General features: G+C 73.4%; 14 protein-coding genes. 10 read left to right on the forward strand and 4 right to left on the reverse strand.

Annotation, left to right across the window (positions count from 1 at the left end; all coding sequences use genetic code 11):
- Positions 1-86: 86 nt before the first annotated feature.
- The 7 genes from CWN80_RS01660 to CWN80_RS01690 are packed head-to-tail and all read left to right on the forward strand — an operon-like array spanning position 87 to position 9,656.
- Complete coding sequence (locus CWN80_RS01660) at positions 87-1,442, forward strand: MFS transporter (RefSeq protein ID WP_007928192.1); 1,356 nt, start codon at positions 87-89, stop codon at positions 1,440-1,442.
- On the forward strand, positions 1,442-3,580 hold the full coding sequence (locus CWN80_RS01665) for a molybdopterin oxidoreductase family protein (protein WP_128276767.1): 2,139 nt from the start codon (positions 1,442-1,444) through the stop codon (positions 3,578-3,580). Before CWN80_RS01660 ends, CWN80_RS01665 begins: the two co-directional genes overlap by 1 nt.
- Positions 3,577-5,115, forward strand: a complete 1,539-nt coding sequence (locus CWN80_RS01670) for an FAD-dependent oxidoreductase (RefSeq protein ID WP_007928188.1) — start codon at positions 3,577-3,579, stop codon at positions 5,113-5,115. Before CWN80_RS01665 ends, CWN80_RS01670 begins: the two co-directional genes overlap by 4 nt.
- Positions 5,116-5,125: 10 nt before the next feature.
- Positions 5,126-7,717, forward strand: a complete 2,592-nt coding sequence (gene nirB / locus CWN80_RS01675) for a nitrite reductase large subunit NirB (RefSeq protein WP_007928186.1) — start codon at positions 5,126-5,128, stop codon at positions 7,715-7,717.
- Complete coding sequence (gene nirD / locus CWN80_RS01680; RefSeq protein WP_007928184.1) at positions 7,714-8,106, forward strand: nitrite reductase small subunit NirD; 393 nt, start codon at positions 7,714-7,716, stop codon at positions 8,104-8,106. The genes nirB and nirD overlap by 4 nt, the downstream gene beginning before the upstream one ends.
- Positions 8,103-9,212 carry a uroporphyrinogen-III synthase gene (locus CWN80_RS01685; protein ID WP_007928182.1) on the forward strand — a complete coding sequence of 370 codons (1,110 nt, stop codon included), beginning with the start codon at positions 8,103-8,105 and terminating at the stop codon, positions 9,210-9,212. The genes nirD and CWN80_RS01685 overlap by 4 nt, the downstream gene beginning before the upstream one ends.
- 45 nt (positions 9,213-9,257) lie before the next feature.
- Positions 9,258-9,656, forward strand: coding sequence for a VOC family protein (locus CWN80_RS01690; RefSeq protein WP_007928179.1), 399 nt, complete (start codon positions 9,258-9,260; stop codon positions 9,654-9,656).
- Here the strand turns inward: CWN80_RS01690 and CWN80_RS01695 are convergent, their stop codons facing one another.
- Positions 9,657-10,241 carry a nitroreductase family protein gene (locus tag CWN80_RS01695; RefSeq protein ID WP_007928177.1) on the reverse strand — a complete coding sequence of 195 codons (585 nt, stop codon included), beginning with the start codon at positions 10,239-10,241 and terminating at the stop codon, positions 9,657-9,659. It lies immediately after the preceding gene.
- 72 nt (positions 10,242-10,313) lie between these two features.
- Here CWN80_RS01695 and CWN80_RS01700 point away from each other — a divergent pair, with 72 nt between their 5' ends.
- Genes CWN80_RS01700 through CWN80_RS01710 form a run of 3 tightly spaced genes read left to right on the forward strand, consistent with a single transcriptional unit; the run spans position 10,314 to position 12,827 of the window.
- Positions 10,314-11,417 (forward strand): serine hydrolase domain-containing protein, encoded by a 1,104-nt coding sequence (locus CWN80_RS01700; protein WP_007928165.1) that lies wholly within the window; start codon positions 10,314-10,316, stop codon positions 11,415-11,417.
- A gap of 13 nt (positions 11,418-11,430) precedes the next feature.
- Positions 11,431-12,006 carry an isochorismatase family protein gene (locus CWN80_RS01705; RefSeq protein ID WP_007928163.1) on the forward strand — a complete coding sequence of 192 codons (576 nt, stop codon included), beginning with the start codon at positions 11,431-11,433 and terminating at the stop codon, positions 12,004-12,006.
- The gene (locus tag CWN80_RS01710) at positions 12,003-12,827 is read left to right on the forward strand and encodes a uroporphyrinogen-III synthase (protein WP_337590120.1); all 825 of its coding nucleotides are present in this window, start codon (positions 12,003-12,005) and stop codon (positions 12,825-12,827) included. The genes CWN80_RS01705 and CWN80_RS01710 overlap by 4 nt, the downstream gene beginning before the upstream one ends.
- 3 nt (positions 12,828-12,830) lie before the next feature.
- Here the strand turns inward: CWN80_RS01710 and CWN80_RS01715 are convergent, their stop codons facing one another.
- From CWN80_RS01715 to CWN80_RS01725, 3 genes are read right to left on the reverse strand one after another with little or no spacing between them, the layout of a single operon-like run.
- Complete coding sequence (locus CWN80_RS01715; RefSeq protein WP_007928153.1) at positions 12,831-13,727, reverse strand: RDD family protein; 897 nt, start codon at positions 13,725-13,727, stop codon at positions 12,831-12,833.
- 4 nt (positions 13,728-13,731) lie between these two features.
- Positions 13,732-14,250 (reverse strand): DedA family protein, encoded by a 519-nt coding sequence (locus tag CWN80_RS01720; protein ID WP_007928152.1) that lies wholly within the window; start codon positions 14,248-14,250, stop codon positions 13,732-13,734.
- Positions 14,247-14,921 carry a biliverdin-producing heme oxygenase gene (locus CWN80_RS01725; protein ID WP_007928151.1) on the reverse strand — a complete coding sequence of 225 codons (675 nt, stop codon included), beginning with the start codon at positions 14,919-14,921 and terminating at the stop codon, positions 14,247-14,249. The genes CWN80_RS01720 and CWN80_RS01725 overlap by 4 nt, the downstream gene beginning before the upstream one ends.
- Between the last annotated feature and the right edge of the window lie 79 nt (positions 14,922-15,000).

Raw genomic sequence — 15,000 nt, forward strand, 5'->3', positions numbered from 1 at the left:
GCTGCGACCCCGGGTGTGCGCGCAGGGTAACGCGGGCTTTACGTCCGCGGACCGACGGGGAAACACGGTCTTGCCAGCCTTCCGGCATGACCACGACGCTGCCCGCGAGCACCGCTGACGCCACCACCCCCGCCGGTCCCGTCCGTCGGGCCGGCCGCTGGATCGACCACTGGGACCCGGAGGACGCCGGCTTCTGGGCGGGCGGCGGCCGTGCGGTCGCCCGCCGCAACCTGGGCTGGTCGGTGCTCGCCGAGTTCCTCGGCTTCTGCGTGTGGGCACTGTGGAGCGTCGTCGTGCCGCAGCTGCCCGCCGCCGGCTTCGCGCTGACCCTGGACCAGCAGTTCTGGCTCATCGCGGTGCCGAGCCTCGTCGGCGCCTTCCTGCGGGTCCCCTACACCTTCATGGTCCCGCTCGTCGGCGGGCGCAACTGGACGATCATCTCGGCGCTGCTGCTCCTGCTGCCCACCCTCTCACTGGCCTGGGTCGTGGGCCGGCCGGAGACCCCCTTCGGCCTCCTCCTCGCGATCGCCGCACTCGCCGGCTTCGGCGGGGGCAACTTCGCGTCGTCGATGACCAACATCTCCTTCTTCTTCCCCGAGGCGGAGAAGGGGAAGGCGCTGGGGCTCAACGCAGCCGGCGGCAACCTCGGCACCGGCATCGTGCAGCTCGTCGTCCCCGCCGTCATCGCGATCGGCGCCGGGATCCACCTCGAGCGGGCCGGCCTGCTCTTCGTGCCGCTCGTGCTGCTCGCCGCGCTCGGCGCCTGGCGCGGCATGGACAACCTCAGCACCGCGCGGTCCGACCACCGCAGCTGGGCGAAGGCCGCGACCCACCCCCACACCTGGATCATCTCCTTCCTCTACATCGGCACCTTCGGCTCCTTCATCGGCTACTCGGCGGCCTTCCCGACGCTGCTCACGAGCCAGTTCCCCGAGGTGACGACGTCGATCGCCTTCGTCGGCGCGGTCCTCGGCGCCGCGAGCCGACCGCTCGGCGGGACCATCGCCGACCGGCTCGGCGGCGCGCGGGTGACCATCGCGGCCTTCGTCGTCATGGGGCTCGCCGCGGGGCTGGCAATCCTCGCTCTCTCCGCGCACTCCTTCGTCCTCTTCCTCCTCGCCTTCCTCGTGCTCTTCACCGGGGCCGGCATCGGCAACGGCGCGACCTATCGGATGATCCCGGCCGTCTTCCGGGCCGGGGTGCGTGACGGCGAGGAGCTCGCCATCGCACGCCGCAGTGCCGCCGGCTGCATCGGGATCGCCGGCGCCGTCGGTGCCGTTGGCGGCTTCCTCGTGCCGCGTGGTTTCGCGATGTCGACGACCGGCTTCGGCTCGCTCGTGCCGGCGATCGGGGTCTTCATCGCGGCCTACGTCCTCATGGCGACGCTCACGTGGGCGGTCTACGTCCGCCGCGGCGCGCGCCTGGCCGACGAGGGCATCTGATGGTCGACAGCCACTGCCCCTACTGCGCGCTGCAGTGCGCGATGAGTCTGGAGCCGGAGGGTGAGCGGGTCGAGGTCACGGCCCGCGACTTCCCGACCAACCGGGGCGGCATGTGCCGCAAGGGGTGGACCTCCGCCGAGGTGCTGCGCGCCCCCGACCGGCTCACCACTCCCCTGGTGCGCGGCGCCGACGGCGAGCTGCACCCGACGGGCTGGGACGAGGTGCTCGACCTCCTCGCCGGGCGGCTCCGTGAGATCGCGACCGAGCACGGTCCGGACGCGGTGGCCGTCTTCGGCGGTGGCGGGCTGACGAACGAGAAGGCCTACCAGCTCGGCAAGTTCGCCCGGATCGCGTTGCGCACCAAGCACATCGACTACAACGGCCGCTTCTGCATGGCCTCCGCGGCGGCCGCCGCCAACCGGTCGCTGGGTATGGACCGCGGGATGCCCTTCCCCGTCACCGACCTCGACACCTCGGGCGCGATCCTGCTCCTCGGCAGCAATGTCGCCGAGACGATGCCTCCCTTCGTCGGGCACCTCGCGGGAGCTCGCGCGGCCGGTGGGCTCGTCGTCGTCGACCCGCGCCGCTCGGCCACGGCCGACCTCACCGACGACGGGCAGGGCGTCCACCTGCAGCCCGTCCCCGGGACCGACCTCGTCGTGCTCCAGGCACTGCTGCACGTCGTCCTCGCCGAGTCGCTCGCCGACGAGGCCTACCTCGCCGAGCGGACGAGCGGGCTCGACAACGTCGCCCGCTCCGTCGCCGCGTGGTGGCCCGAGCGGGCCGAGCAGGTCTGCGGGGTACCCGCTGACGACCTGCGGGCGACCGCTCGGCTGCTCGCGGCGGCCAGCCCCTCACGGGGAGGCGCGGGCGTCCACGTCCTCACCGGGCGCGGCGTCGAGCAGTCCACCCAGGGCACCGCGACGGTCACCGCCGCGATCAACCTCGCCCTCGCGCTCGGCCTCGTCGGACGCGAAGGGAGCGGCTATGGCGCCCTCACGGGTCAGGGCAACGGCCAGGGTGGGCGCGAGCACGGGCAGAAGGCGGACCAGCTGCCCGGCTACCGGATGATCGCCGACCCGGCCGCCCGCGAGCACGTCGCCGCGGTCTGGGGCGTCGACGCCGACGACCTGCCCGGCCCGGGCCTGCCGGCCGTCGAGCTGCTGCGCTCCCTCGGCACCCCCGACGGACCCCGGGCACTCCTCGTCCACGGGGCCAACCCCGTCGTGAGCGCACCCCGCGCCGATGCCGTCGCCGATCGACTGCGCGCACTCGACCTGCTCGTCGTCTGCGACGTCGTCCCCTCCGAGACCGTCGCCCTCGCCGACATCGTCCTGCCGGTCACGCAGTGGGCCGAGGAGGAGGGCACGATGACCAACCTCGAGGGCCGCATCATCCGTCGCCGCAAGGCCATCGACCCGCCCGACGGCGTCGTCTCGGAGCTGTGGGTGTGGGCCCAGCTCGCCGCCCGCCTCGATGCCCCGGGCACGTGGTCGACGGTCCCGTCGGAGGTCTTCGACGAGCTGGCCAGGGCGAGCGTCGGCGGCCGCGCCGACTACTCCGGGCTGAGCCACGCCCGCCTCGACCGCGAGACCGACCTGCACTGGCCCTGCCCCGCCACCGGCGAAGGGGAGGCCCCGCACCCGGGCACACCGCGCGCCTTCCTCGACGACTTCCCCACGCCCGACGGCAGGGCCCGGCTCGTGCCCGTCGACCACCTCGGGCCGGCCGAGGACCTGCGTCCCGACGCCCCGCTCTTCCTCATCACCGGGCGCGTCCTCGAGCACTACCAGTCGGGGGCCCAGACGCGTCGGGTGGCGGCGCTCCTCGCGGCGCAACCCACCCCCTTCGTCGAGGTGCACCCGCTCCTCGCCCACCGCCTGGGCATCGAGGAGGGCGACCAGCTCGACCTGCGCACGGCGCGGGCCACGGTCACCGCTCCCGCGCGGATCACCGACCGGGTCCGGCCGGACACCGTCTTCATGCCCTTCCACTTCGCCGGCGCCGGGAGCGTCAACCGGGCGACCAATGACGCGGTCGACCCGATCTCGTCGATGCCGGAGTTCAAGGTGTGCGCCGTCGACGTCGCCGCCAGCACGACCGATCTCGTCCCCGAACCGCTGGAGGTCAGCGCATGAGCCACATCGTCGTCATCGGGTACGGGATGGTCGGGTCCCGCTTCGTCGAGGACCTCACGACGGCCGACCACGCCGGCGAACACCTCGTCACGGTGCTCGGCGACGAAGCCTGCGAGCCCTACAACCGAGTGCTGCTCAGCGACGTCGTCGCGGGCACGCGCGGGCTCTCGGCGATCGCCCTCCCCGCGCCCGACCACCCGCGCGTCACGGTGCAGCGCGGCGTCGCGGTGCGGGCGATCGACCGTGGACGCCGCGACGTCGTCCTCGCCGACGACACGCGCGTCCCCTACGACGAGCTCGTCATCGCCACAGGTGCGGCCGCCCGGGTCCCGACGGTCCCGGGTCTCGGTGACGATCCAGCCGGCGGCGACCTGCCGAGCGGCGTCCACGTGCTGCGCTCCATCGACGACGCCCGCGAGATCATCGCGGCGACCCTCAACGCCCGCCGCGCCATCGTCCTCGGCGGCGGCGTGCTCGGCCTCGAGGCCGCGAGCGGGCTCGCCCGACGCGACCTCGCCGTCACCGTCGTCCACCCCTCCCCCGCCCTCATGGAGCGCCAGCTCGACGAGGCCGCCAGCCGGGTCGTCGAGTCGACCCTGCGCCGGACCGGTGTCGACCAGCGGGTCGGCGTCGGGGCGCAGGAGATCGTCGTCGAGGAGGGCCGGCTGCGACGGGTGCAGCTGACCAACGGCGAGGTCCTGGCCGCCGACCTGCTCGTGCTGTGCACGGGCACCGTGCCCCATGTCGCGCTGGCGGCCGAGGCTGGCCTCGAGGTCGACCGCGGCGTCCTCGTCGACGCCGACCTGACGACGAGCGACTCGCACGTGCACGCCATCGGTGACTGCGCCCAACCTCCCGGCGGCGCCAGCGGCCTCGTCGCCCAGGGGTGGGAGCAGGCCCGCCGTCTCGCCGACCTGCTCACCGGTCGTGACCCCGAGGCCGTGACCGCCGGCGTCGGCGACGTCGTCAAGCCCAAGACCCACGGTGTCGACATCGTGACGATGGGTGTGTGCGGCAGCGGGCGAGTCGACGACCCCGGCCTGCGCGTCGTGCGGCTGAGCGACCCGGCCGCCGGACGGCACCTCGAGATCGTCGTGCGCGACGGCCTGCTCGTGGGCGCGGCCGCCGTGGGGGCAGGCCGCGTCGGCACCGACCTGATCACGACCTACACCCGTCGCACTCCCCTGCCCGCAGACCCGGCGCACCTGCTGCTGCCGGCCATCGCTCCGGCCGCCACGACGACGCGACGCGACTCCCCTTCGCTCATCCCGGACCGGGCGACGATCTGCCGGTGCAACGGCGTGACGAAGGGGGACATCCGCGCCGAGTTCGCCTCCGGCGCAACGACTGTGGAGCAGATCGCCGCGAGCACCCGGGCGACCACCGGCTGCGGTGGGTGCACCGATGCGGTGTGCGGGATCCTCGACTGGCTCGGCGCAGACACGGGCCCCTCACAGCCCACGACTGCACCCGGTGAGGGCGGGTTCACACCGGGGAAACACGACCAAGACCGAGCCGAAACGAGGGCTTCCTAAGTTGAGCGCCATGCCAGAGACCACCACCTCCACCACCCAGCCGCAGCAGCTCGTCGTCGTCGGCGGCGGCATGGTCGCCCGCCGGCTCGTGGATGCGCTGCGCGCCCGGGACGACGCCGGGCGGTGGGCCGTCACGCTGCTGTGCGAGGAGCCGCGCGCGCCCTACGACCGCGTCGCCCTCACCTCCTACTTCACCGGGCGCCACCCCGAGGACCTCGCCCTCGGCGGGCAGGAGCTGTGGGACGACCCGCTCGTCACGCTGCGCCGCGGTGTCCGGGCCGAGAGCATCGACCGCGACGCCCGGACGGTGACGACGAGCACCGGCCAGGTCCTGCCCTACGACTCCCTCGTCCTCGCGACCGGCTCCTACGCCGCCGTGCCACCGGTGCCCGGCAAGGACCTGCGCGGCGCCTTCGTCTACCGCACGATCGACGACGTCGCCGACCTGCGGCAGTTCGTCGAGACCCGTCGGGAGGAGCTCGACCGGCCGGTCCGCGGCGCGGTCGTCGGCGGCGGCCTGCTCGGCCTCGAGGCGGCCGGCGCCCTGCGGGCGCTCGAGGTCGAGACGACGGTCGTGGAGTTCGCGCCACGGCTCATGCCGCTCCAAGTCGACGAGGGTGGTGGCGAGGGGCTCAAGCGGCTCATCGAGGGGCTCGGGGTCTCGGTGCGCACCTCGACCGCGACGTCGAAGATCGTCGGCGAGCGAGGCGCCGTCTCCCGGATGAAGTTCAGCGAGGGCCCCGCGCTCGACGTGGACGTCGTCGTCTTCGCCGTCGGCGTCCGCCCGCGTGACGAGCTCGCCCGCGAGGCCGGGCTCGAGATCGGCGAGCGCGGGGGCGTCGTCGTCGACGACGCCTGTGCCACAGCGGATCCCGCGATCCACGCGATCGGCGAGGTCGCCTGCATCGGCGGTCGCTGCCTCGGCCTGGTCGCCCCCGGCTACACGATGGCGGAGATCGTCGCCGACCGGCTGCTCGGCGGTGCCGGGACCTTCCCCGGGGCCGACCTGTCCACCAAGCTCAAGCTCCTGGGCGTCGACGTCGCGAGCTTCGGCGATGCCTTCGCGCAGGAGCGCGGCTCGCTCGAGGTCGTCATCTCCGACCCCGTCGCGGGCGTCTACAAGAAGCTCGTCATGAGCGACGACGCCCGCACCCTGCGCGGCGGCATCCTCGTCGGCGACGCCAGTGCCTACTCCTCCCTTCGCCCGATGGTCGGTCGCGAGCTCGGCGGCGACCCCGCGGCCTACCTGCTGCCCGAGGGGTCCGCGCCGGCACCTGCCGGCGACCTGCCGGACGAGGCCTCCGTGTGCTCCTGCAACAACGTCACCGCGGGCGAGATCCGTTGTGCCGTGGGCGAAGGGGGCTGCACCGACCTCGCGGGGGTCAAGGCGTGCACCCTCGCGGGCACGAGCTGCGGCTCCTGCCTGCCGCTGGTCAAGAAGCTCGTGACGAGCGAGCTCGCCGCCGCCGGCGTCGAGGTGAGCAGTGCGCTGTGCGAGCACTTCGAGCAGTCGCGTGCCCAGCTCTTCGACATCGTCCGGGTCCAGGGGTTGCGGACCTTCAGCGAGATCATCGAGCGCCACGGGACCGGCCGCGGCTGCGACATCTGCAAGCCGGTCATCGGCTCGATCCTCGCCTCGCTCGGCACCGGGCACATCCTCGACGGCGAGCAGGCGACCCTGCAGGACACCAACGACCACGTCATGGCCAACCTGCAGAAGGACGGCTCCTACTCGGTCGTCCCGCGCATCCCGGGCGGCGAGGTCACGCCCGAAGGGCTCATCGCGATCGGCGAGGTCGCCAAGGACTACGGCCTCTACACGAAGATCACCGGCGGCCAGCGGATCGATCTCTTCGGTGCCCGGATGGACCAGCTGCCCGGCATCTGGCGGCGGCTGGTCGACGCCGGCTTCGAGTCGGGTCACGCCTACGGCAAGTCGCTGCGCACGGTGAAGTCCTGCGTCGGCTCGACGTGGTGCCGCTTCGGCGTGCAGGACTCCGTCGGCCTCGCGATCGACCTCGAGCTGCGCTACCGCGGGCTCCGCTCGCCGCACAAGATCAAGCTCGGCGTCTCCGGGTGCGCCCGTGAGTGCGCCGAGGCCCGCGGCAAGGACGTCGGCATCATCGCCACCGACAAGGGGTGGAACCTCTACGTCGGCGGCAACGGCGGATTCACCCCCAAGCACGCCCGCCTGCTCGCCGAGGACCTCGACACCGAGACGCTCGTGCGCACCATCGACCGCTTCCTCATGTACTACGTGCGCACCGCAGACCGGCTGCAGCGCACCGCCCCCTGGGTCGAGGAGCACGAAGGGGGTCTCGACGCCATCCGTGCCGTCGTCATCGACGACAGCCTCGGCATCGCCGACGACCTCGATGCCGCGATGGCCGCCCACGTGGGCAGCTACCGCGACGAGTGGGCGGCGACGCTCGCCGACCCGGACAAGCTGGCCCGCTTCGCGTCCTTCGTCAATGCCCCGGACGCGGTCGACGACTCGCTCGCCTACGTCGGCGAGCGCGGCCAGGCCCGTCCCGCCACCCCGGAGGAGCGCTCGGACGAGTCCGTCCTCATCGCCGGCACGACTCTGGAGGTCCGCTCATGACCGCTGCTCCCCCACAGGCCCGCGTACGCCTGTGCGCCCTCACCGACCTCGTTCCCGAGCGCGGCGCGGTCGCCCTCGTCGACGGTGTGCAGGTCGCGCTGGTCCGCACGCATGACGACGAGGTCCACGGCATCGCCAACCGCGACCCCTACAGCGGCGCGCACGTCATCGCCCGCGGCCTCGTCGGCACGCGTGGTGGGGTCCCGACCGTCATCTCGCCGATGTACAAGCAGGTGTGGGACCTGCGCACCGGCACCTGCCTCGACGGGGCCGGCAGCGAGCCGGTCGACCTGCGCACCTGGCCCGTGACGGTCGTCGACGGCGAGGTCTGGGTCGAGCCGTTCGGCGACGAGGTGACGGGACCTCCCTTCGACCGCAGCGTCACGTGAGCCTGCCGCAGCTGCTCGCCGGGTGCGTCGTCCTCGTCACCGGGGACCGGCGCGCCGGCGACCTGCGCGCCGCCCTCGAGCGGCGCGGTGCCCGGGTGCTGCACACGCCGGCGCTGACGATCGTGCCGCACACCGCGGACGCGGAGCTCGTCGAGCGGACGCGGACCCTCCTCGCCGCACCGCCCGACGTCGTCGTGGTGACGACGGCGATCGGGTTCCGCGGGTGGGTGGAGGCGGCCGACGCCACGGGTCTGGGTGAGGAGCTGCACGAGGTCCTGGACCGGACCCGGATCGTCGCCCGCGGCCCCAAGGCGCGCGGCGCGATCCAGGCGGCCGGGCACGACGCGGACTGGGTCGCCGAGTCGGAGACCTCCGCTGAGATCCGTGACTTCCTGATCACCGAAGGCGTTGCGGGACAAAGCATCGCGATCCAGCACCACGGCGCAGGGTGCGACGAGCTCGACGTCGATCTGGCGACCGCCGGTGCCACGGTGACCTCTCTCGTGGTCTACCGCTGGGGGCCGCCACCGGATGCCGACGCGGTGACCTGCGGCGTCGAGCAGGCGGCCGTGGGTGACATCGACGTCGTCGTCTTCACCTCCGCACCGGCCGCGGCGGCCTGGCTCGACGCGGCTCGGGACGCCGGCGTTCTGCCGTCGATCGTCGGCCGGGTCCGCACCGGCCGTCTCGTCGTCGCGGCCGTCGGGCCGGTCACCGCACGCCCGCTCGAGCACGTCGGCATCAGCCCGCTGCTCCCGGAGCGGGCCCGGCTGGGGTCGCTCGTGCGAGCCCTGGTCGGCCACTACGAGGCGATGATGGCCACCGCCGTCGAGACCGTCGCCGGACCGCTGCAGCTGCGCAGCACCGCCGCGCTCCTCGGCGACCGGGTGCTCGCCATCTCCCCGAGCGGCCTGTCCGTGCTCCACCTGCTCATCGACGCGAAGGGAGATGTCGTCACCCGTGCCGACGTCCTCGAGGTGCTGCCGGGCGACTCCGCGAGCGGTCACGCCGTCGAGGTGGCCGTCGGCCGCTTGCGTGAGGCGATCGGGGACCGACGGGTCGTCGAGACGGTCGTCAAGCGGGGCTACCGGCTCGCGACGGCCTGACGCAATCCGCTTGCGGCTCCGCTGACCTGCCGCGAGGGTGAGCGGATGACCTCCCGCATCTCGCACACCACCCTCGACTGCCGCGACGCCTACGCCCTCAGCGAGTGGTGGAAGGGCGTCATCGGCTACACCGACGTGCCCGGCGACCCCAACCGCCCCGGGCACGAGGAGTGCATGCTCGTCGACCCGGTCACTGGGCACAGGGTGCTCTTCATCGAGGTCCCGGACCCCACGCCGGGCAAGACCAAGATGCACTACGACCTGCGGCCGACCGACCTGACGCAGGCCGAGGAGGTCGAGCGCCTGCTCGCCCACGGCGCGAGCCTCCACGCCGACCTTCGCGGGCACTACGGTCCCGGCACCGGGTGGGTGACCCTCGTCGACCCGGAGGGCAACCTGTTTTGCGTGCTGAGGTCCGACGGTGAGCTGGCCGCCCGGGACTGATCAGGCCCCGTCGCCGGCCTCGAGCCAGACGATCTCCTCGAGAGCGAGCCGCTCCCGACTGGTCCCGGGTGACGGGATCTCGCCCGGGCGATGATCGGCCACGCCGAAGGCCGTCATCGAGACGACCTCGAGGTGCGGCGGGACGGCAAGCTCCGCCGCCACCCCCTCGCGGTCGAAGGCCCGGAACTGGTGGCTGTCCAGCCCGATGGTCAGCGCCTGGACGCACATGTGCGCCACCGCCTGACCGAGGTCATAGGTCGCGAACTCCGAGTACTCCCAGCCCGGCGCGTCCTCGATGCCCACCACGGCGAGGTTGACCACGATCGCCGACGCGGCGGGCGCCCACGCCCCTGAGCTACGGGCCAGGTGGCGCACGATGCGCTCGTGCACGTCGTCCCCCCGCACCCCCACGACAAAGCGCCACGGCTGCGAGTTGCCCGCGGAGGGCGCCCGCCGAGCGGCCTCGAGCATCGTCTCGACGTGTGCTCGCTCGACCACGGCGTTCTCCCGGAAGCGCACCGGGCTGAAGCGGTGGGCCAGCGTCGGGTGCAGCTCGGGGAGGTCGGGGATCGTGCACGAGGTCATGGCTCCAGTGTGCTGCCGAAGGGGGGCACTCCCCCTTCGCCGCGCCCGGCAGATCCGTGCCACGGTGGGGCGATGAACGCACTCGAGGACCTCACCCGCACCCTCGACCGGCTGCAGGGTGCCGGCGAGCTCGCGGGCTGGGCGGTCGGCGTGGCGGATGCCGACGGAGCCCGCCTGCGCGTGGGTGGGGCCCGCTCCCCCGGCGGAGCACCGATGACGCGGGACACCCAGGTCGCCCTCAGCTCGTGCACCAAGCCCATCCGTGGCGTCCTCGCACTGCGCCTGGTCGAGCTCGGCGTCCTCACCCTCGACGACCCCGTGGCGGCGTGGCTGCCCGAGCTGGCCGACCCGAGGGTGCTCGTCGACCCCGCTGCCGATCTGTCCGCCACCGTCCCCGCCGAGCGACCGATCACGCTGCGGCACCTGCTGACGATGACCCCGGGCTTCGGCTGGGTGAGCGAGCCCGGCCCCCTCGCCGATGCCCTCGCCCGTGAGCAGGTCGCCCCCGGCCCCTTCTGCCCAACGATGTCACCCGACGACTTCATGAGCCGACTCGGCAGCGTGCCGCTGGCTGACCAGCCGGGCACGGCCTGGCGGTACCACACGAGCAGCGACGTCCTCGGGGTGCTGCTCGCCCGGGCCACCGGGTCGAGCGTGCCCGAGCTGCTCACCGAGCACGTGCTGCAGCCGCTCGCGATGACCGACACCGGCTACACCGCCGACGCCACCTGCCTGGCCCCACCGCTGACTCCCGAGGGGGGAGGGCTCAGGCCCGTGGAGCTCCCGGCGGGCACCTTCGTGGACCCGCCTCCCTTCGCGTCCCTTGCCACCGGGCTCGTCTCGACCGTGCCCGACCAGCTGGCCTTCCTGCGCTCGCTCGTCGGCGGTCCCACCGTCCTCTCGCCCGAGTCCCTCGCGGCTCTGCGCACCGGCACGCTCACCGACGAGCAGCGGCTCACCGCAGCGGGGTTCATCGAGCCGGGCTGCGACTGGGGGCTCACCGTCGAGGTCCGTCCAGGCGGGCAGGTGGGATGGGCCGGTGGCCTGGGCACCATCGGCTATGCCGATCCGGCCACTGGGCGGGCCGCCTTCCTCGCCACGGCGGTCACCGTCGACTCCCCCGCGACGACGACTGCCTTCGACCACTTCTGGGGCCTGCTCGTCGCCGGGGCATGACATCCTCACCAGCATGAGCCGTGCACTCGTCCTCGTCGACATCCAGAACGACTTCTGCGAAGGGGGCTCCCTCGCCGTGACCGGAGGTGCCGCCGTCGCCGAGCGGGCCGCCGCACGAGTCCTCGACCAGGACGGCCCGCCCTACGCCGCGATCGTCGCCACGGCCGACTGGCACCACGACCCCGGCGCGCACTGGGCCACCGACGGCGAGCCCGACTTCGCGACGACCTGGCCGGTGCACTGCGCGGCTGGCACGACGGGCGCCGCCTTCCACCCTGCGCTCGAGCCGGCCATGGGTGAGGTGACCGAGGTCTTCCGCAAGGGCGCCCACGACGCCGCCTACAGCGGCTTCGAGGGCTTCGCCGAGGACGGCACCGGTCTCGCGGACTGGTTGCGCACGCGGGGCGTCACCGACCTCGACGTCGGCGGGATCGCCACCGACCACTGCGTCAGGGCCACGGTCCTCGACGCGCTGCGCGAGGGATTTGCGGTGCGACTGCTCACCGACACCATCGCCGGGGTCGCCCCCGAGACGACGCAGGCAGCACTCGCCGAGATGGCCGCCGCCGGCGCCACGACGGACGCGTGAGCCGCCCCCTGCCGGCGGTCATGGCCGGCCGCACCGTCCTCATCACGGCTGACCGGCGCAGCGACGACCTCGCCGAGGCCTTCGCCCGTCGCGGTGCGACGATCCGGCACGCCGCGGCGATGTCGATCGTCCACCACAGCGACGACGAGCGGCTCGTCGCCGACACCCGTGCCCTCGTCGCCGACCCGCCGGATCTCGTCGTCGTCACCACGGGGGCCGGTCTGCGCGGCTGGCTCGAGGCCGCCGATGTGGCCGGCCTCCACGGCTCCCTCACGGACGCGCTCTCCTACGCCCGGATCTTCGCCCGGGGCCCCAAGGCCAAGGGCGCCCTCGTCGCCCACGGGCTCACCCCCGAGTGGGTGGCCGAGTCCGAGACGACCGCCGAGATCACCGATCACCTCCTCGCCCTGGGTGTCGACGGCGCGAGCGTCGCGGTCCAGCACCACGGCAACGGGTCCGACGGGCTCGACGAGGCCCTGACGGCCGCGGGCGCGCGGGTCTCGCCGCTGGTCGTCTACCGGTGGGGTCCGGCGCCGGACCCTGCCGCGGTCACCGCCTCGACCCGTGCCGCTGCTGCCGGCGAGGTCGACGCGGTCGTCTTCACCTCCGCACCGGCCGTCGTGGCCTGGTTCGCGGCGGCCGACGCCGCGGGCGTCACCGACGAGATCGTCCATCGGTCACGCGCCGGTCTGCTCGTCGCCGCGGTCGGTCCGGTCACCGCTGCCCCGCTGCAGGCGAAGGGGGTCGACCCGCTCGTCCCCGAGCGCAGCCGCATGGGTGCCCTCGTGCGCGCCGTCCTCGAGCACTACGGCGACGGTTAGGACTCAGCGGGCCTCGCGGTCCGTTTCGGCCTCGCCGCTGACCTTCTCCTGGCGGCCGCGGACGACGAGCGTGCCCGCGATCTTGTCGTGCAGCGTCTGCCGCTGCGGGTCCTTGATCGGCCACAGCAGGTCGGCGGCCGTCACGGCGGTCGAGAAGCAGCTGATCGCGGACAGCAGCATCGTCGCCATCGGCAGGAGCGCCCGCATGAAGGCCGTCCCGGCGCTCGGCCGGCCCGGGCGGTCGACCCGGCGGACCGACAGGCCGAGAGCCAGCTTGCCCGGGGTCGCGGCCCAGCGGCTGAGGAAGATGACCTCGTAGAGGCACCGCACGAGCATGCCGATACCGAGGGCGACGAGCAGGTACTGCACGTCGAAGAGCCCGAGCAGCTCCTCGGGCGTGACCCGCTCGAGCCGCTCCGGGTCGTTGGCCGCCGCCGCGTCCCAGATGAAGGTCAGGTAGTCGCGGCTCGCCAGCCACACGGCCCAGCCGGCGAAGATGACGTTGAGGATCCGCAGCACGATCCAGTCGACGAGGTAGGCGCCCACGCGCTGGCCGTAGCTGGCCAGGGTCTGGCCGTCGGCCGTCGTGGGCTGCGGGGCGGCGTCGCCGTAGCCTGCTGCGCCCTGCGGCGCCGTGCCGAAGGGGGCTTGCCCTGCCCCGTGGGTCGGCCGGCCGAAGACATCCGTGCCCGGCCCACCCGGGCTGCCCTGCCCGCCCTGCGTGCCCGGGGCGCCGGGACCGACCGCCGGGTCGCCCTGCGGCGCGATCTCCGGGGTGGGCTGCGCGGCCCGCGTCTGCCGGGGCACGGTGCGCTCGCTCCAGATGATCCCGTCGAAGTAGCGCAGCTGCGTCTCGTCCTCCGGGTCGTCGTACCAGCCGGCGCGCTCGGGGGTGCTCATGCCCTCACGATCTCACGGCGTCGGTGGAGTCCCGATCGGGTGTCGACCCCTCGACCTCCGCGACGAGCGCACGCGCCTGCCGGCGACGCGACCACAGCAGAGCGGTGACACCCACGACGACCACGACGGCCAGCAGCGTCGCCGCGAGCGGCGACCTGGCGGCGGCCGCCAGCCAGGCACGCGCAGCGGCCAGACCCACCGTCGCGTAGATCGTCGCCCAGGCGATCGAGCCGAGAGTCACGGCGGGCAGGTACCGGCGCAGCGGCATCCGGGTGACGCCGGCCGTCGCGTTGACAGCCGTCTGGATGCCGACGGTGAAGAAGCACAGGACGACGGCGATCGGTCCCCACCGGTTGACCAGCACGCGGGCACTCTGCCACGCGGGCGAGCCCTCCCCTTCGCTCTTGCGCCAACGGCGACCACCGGCAGCTGCCCCGCGGCCGAGCCAGTACGTGGCATTGGCCCGGAGCATGACGATGACGAAGAGCGCCCCGAAGGTCGGGAGGAACTGCGACCAGGTCACGCAGGCCCGCCGGCCGCGGCGTGCTCGGGTGCGCGGGCCGCACCGAGGTCGGCGAAGACCCGCCGGTTGAGCTCGAAGCTGTCGACGGCTGCGTCGAGGACCCGGCGACGCGCGGTCTCGTCGAGCTCGAGCGAGTCCAGGGCCGCGCGGTAGGCGTCCTTGTAGAGCTTGGGCTTGGGGATCTGCTCGAAGTGGTAGAAGTTCAGCCCCGCGGGGTCGATGCCGTAGTGCCGCTGCACCATCCGCGCGATGATCTGGCCCCCGGAGAGGTCCCCGAGGTAGCGCACGTAGTGGTGCGCGAGCATCGACTCGGGGGTGTGCTGCTCACGCAGCTGCGCCGCGTAGTCGGCCGCGGCGGGCACGATGTGGATGTCGGCGGCGAGTCGACCGTCGACGTCATCGCCGCAGAGGTGGTCGATGTCCTGCTCGAGCGCGGCGACCCGGTCGAGCCGGTGGTCGAGCACCGGCGCGACGAAGGGGTGGTCGGAGTAGTGCGTCCAGAGCACCTCTTCGAGGGCCCGATAGATGACCAGCTGCTGGGCGACGAGCGCGACGAAGGCCGGGCGGCAGGCCAGGCCAGCCATGAGCTGCTCGACGAAGGCGGAACCCTCGGCGTCGTCATGCGCCGAGGCCGTCTCGGTGCGCAGGGCGAGCGACAGCGGCTGGTCCATGAGAGCTCCCGGGTGAGGTGCGGGTTGCCTCATGCTAACGGGGCGCCTCTCCCCGCAACAGGGCCGGGAGCGGAGGTGG

This window comes from Janibacter hoylei PVAS-1, from assembly GCF_004025845.1.
Taxonomy (GTDB): domain Bacteria; phylum Actinomycetota; class Actinomycetes; order Actinomycetales; family Dermatophilaceae; genus Janibacter; species Janibacter hoylei.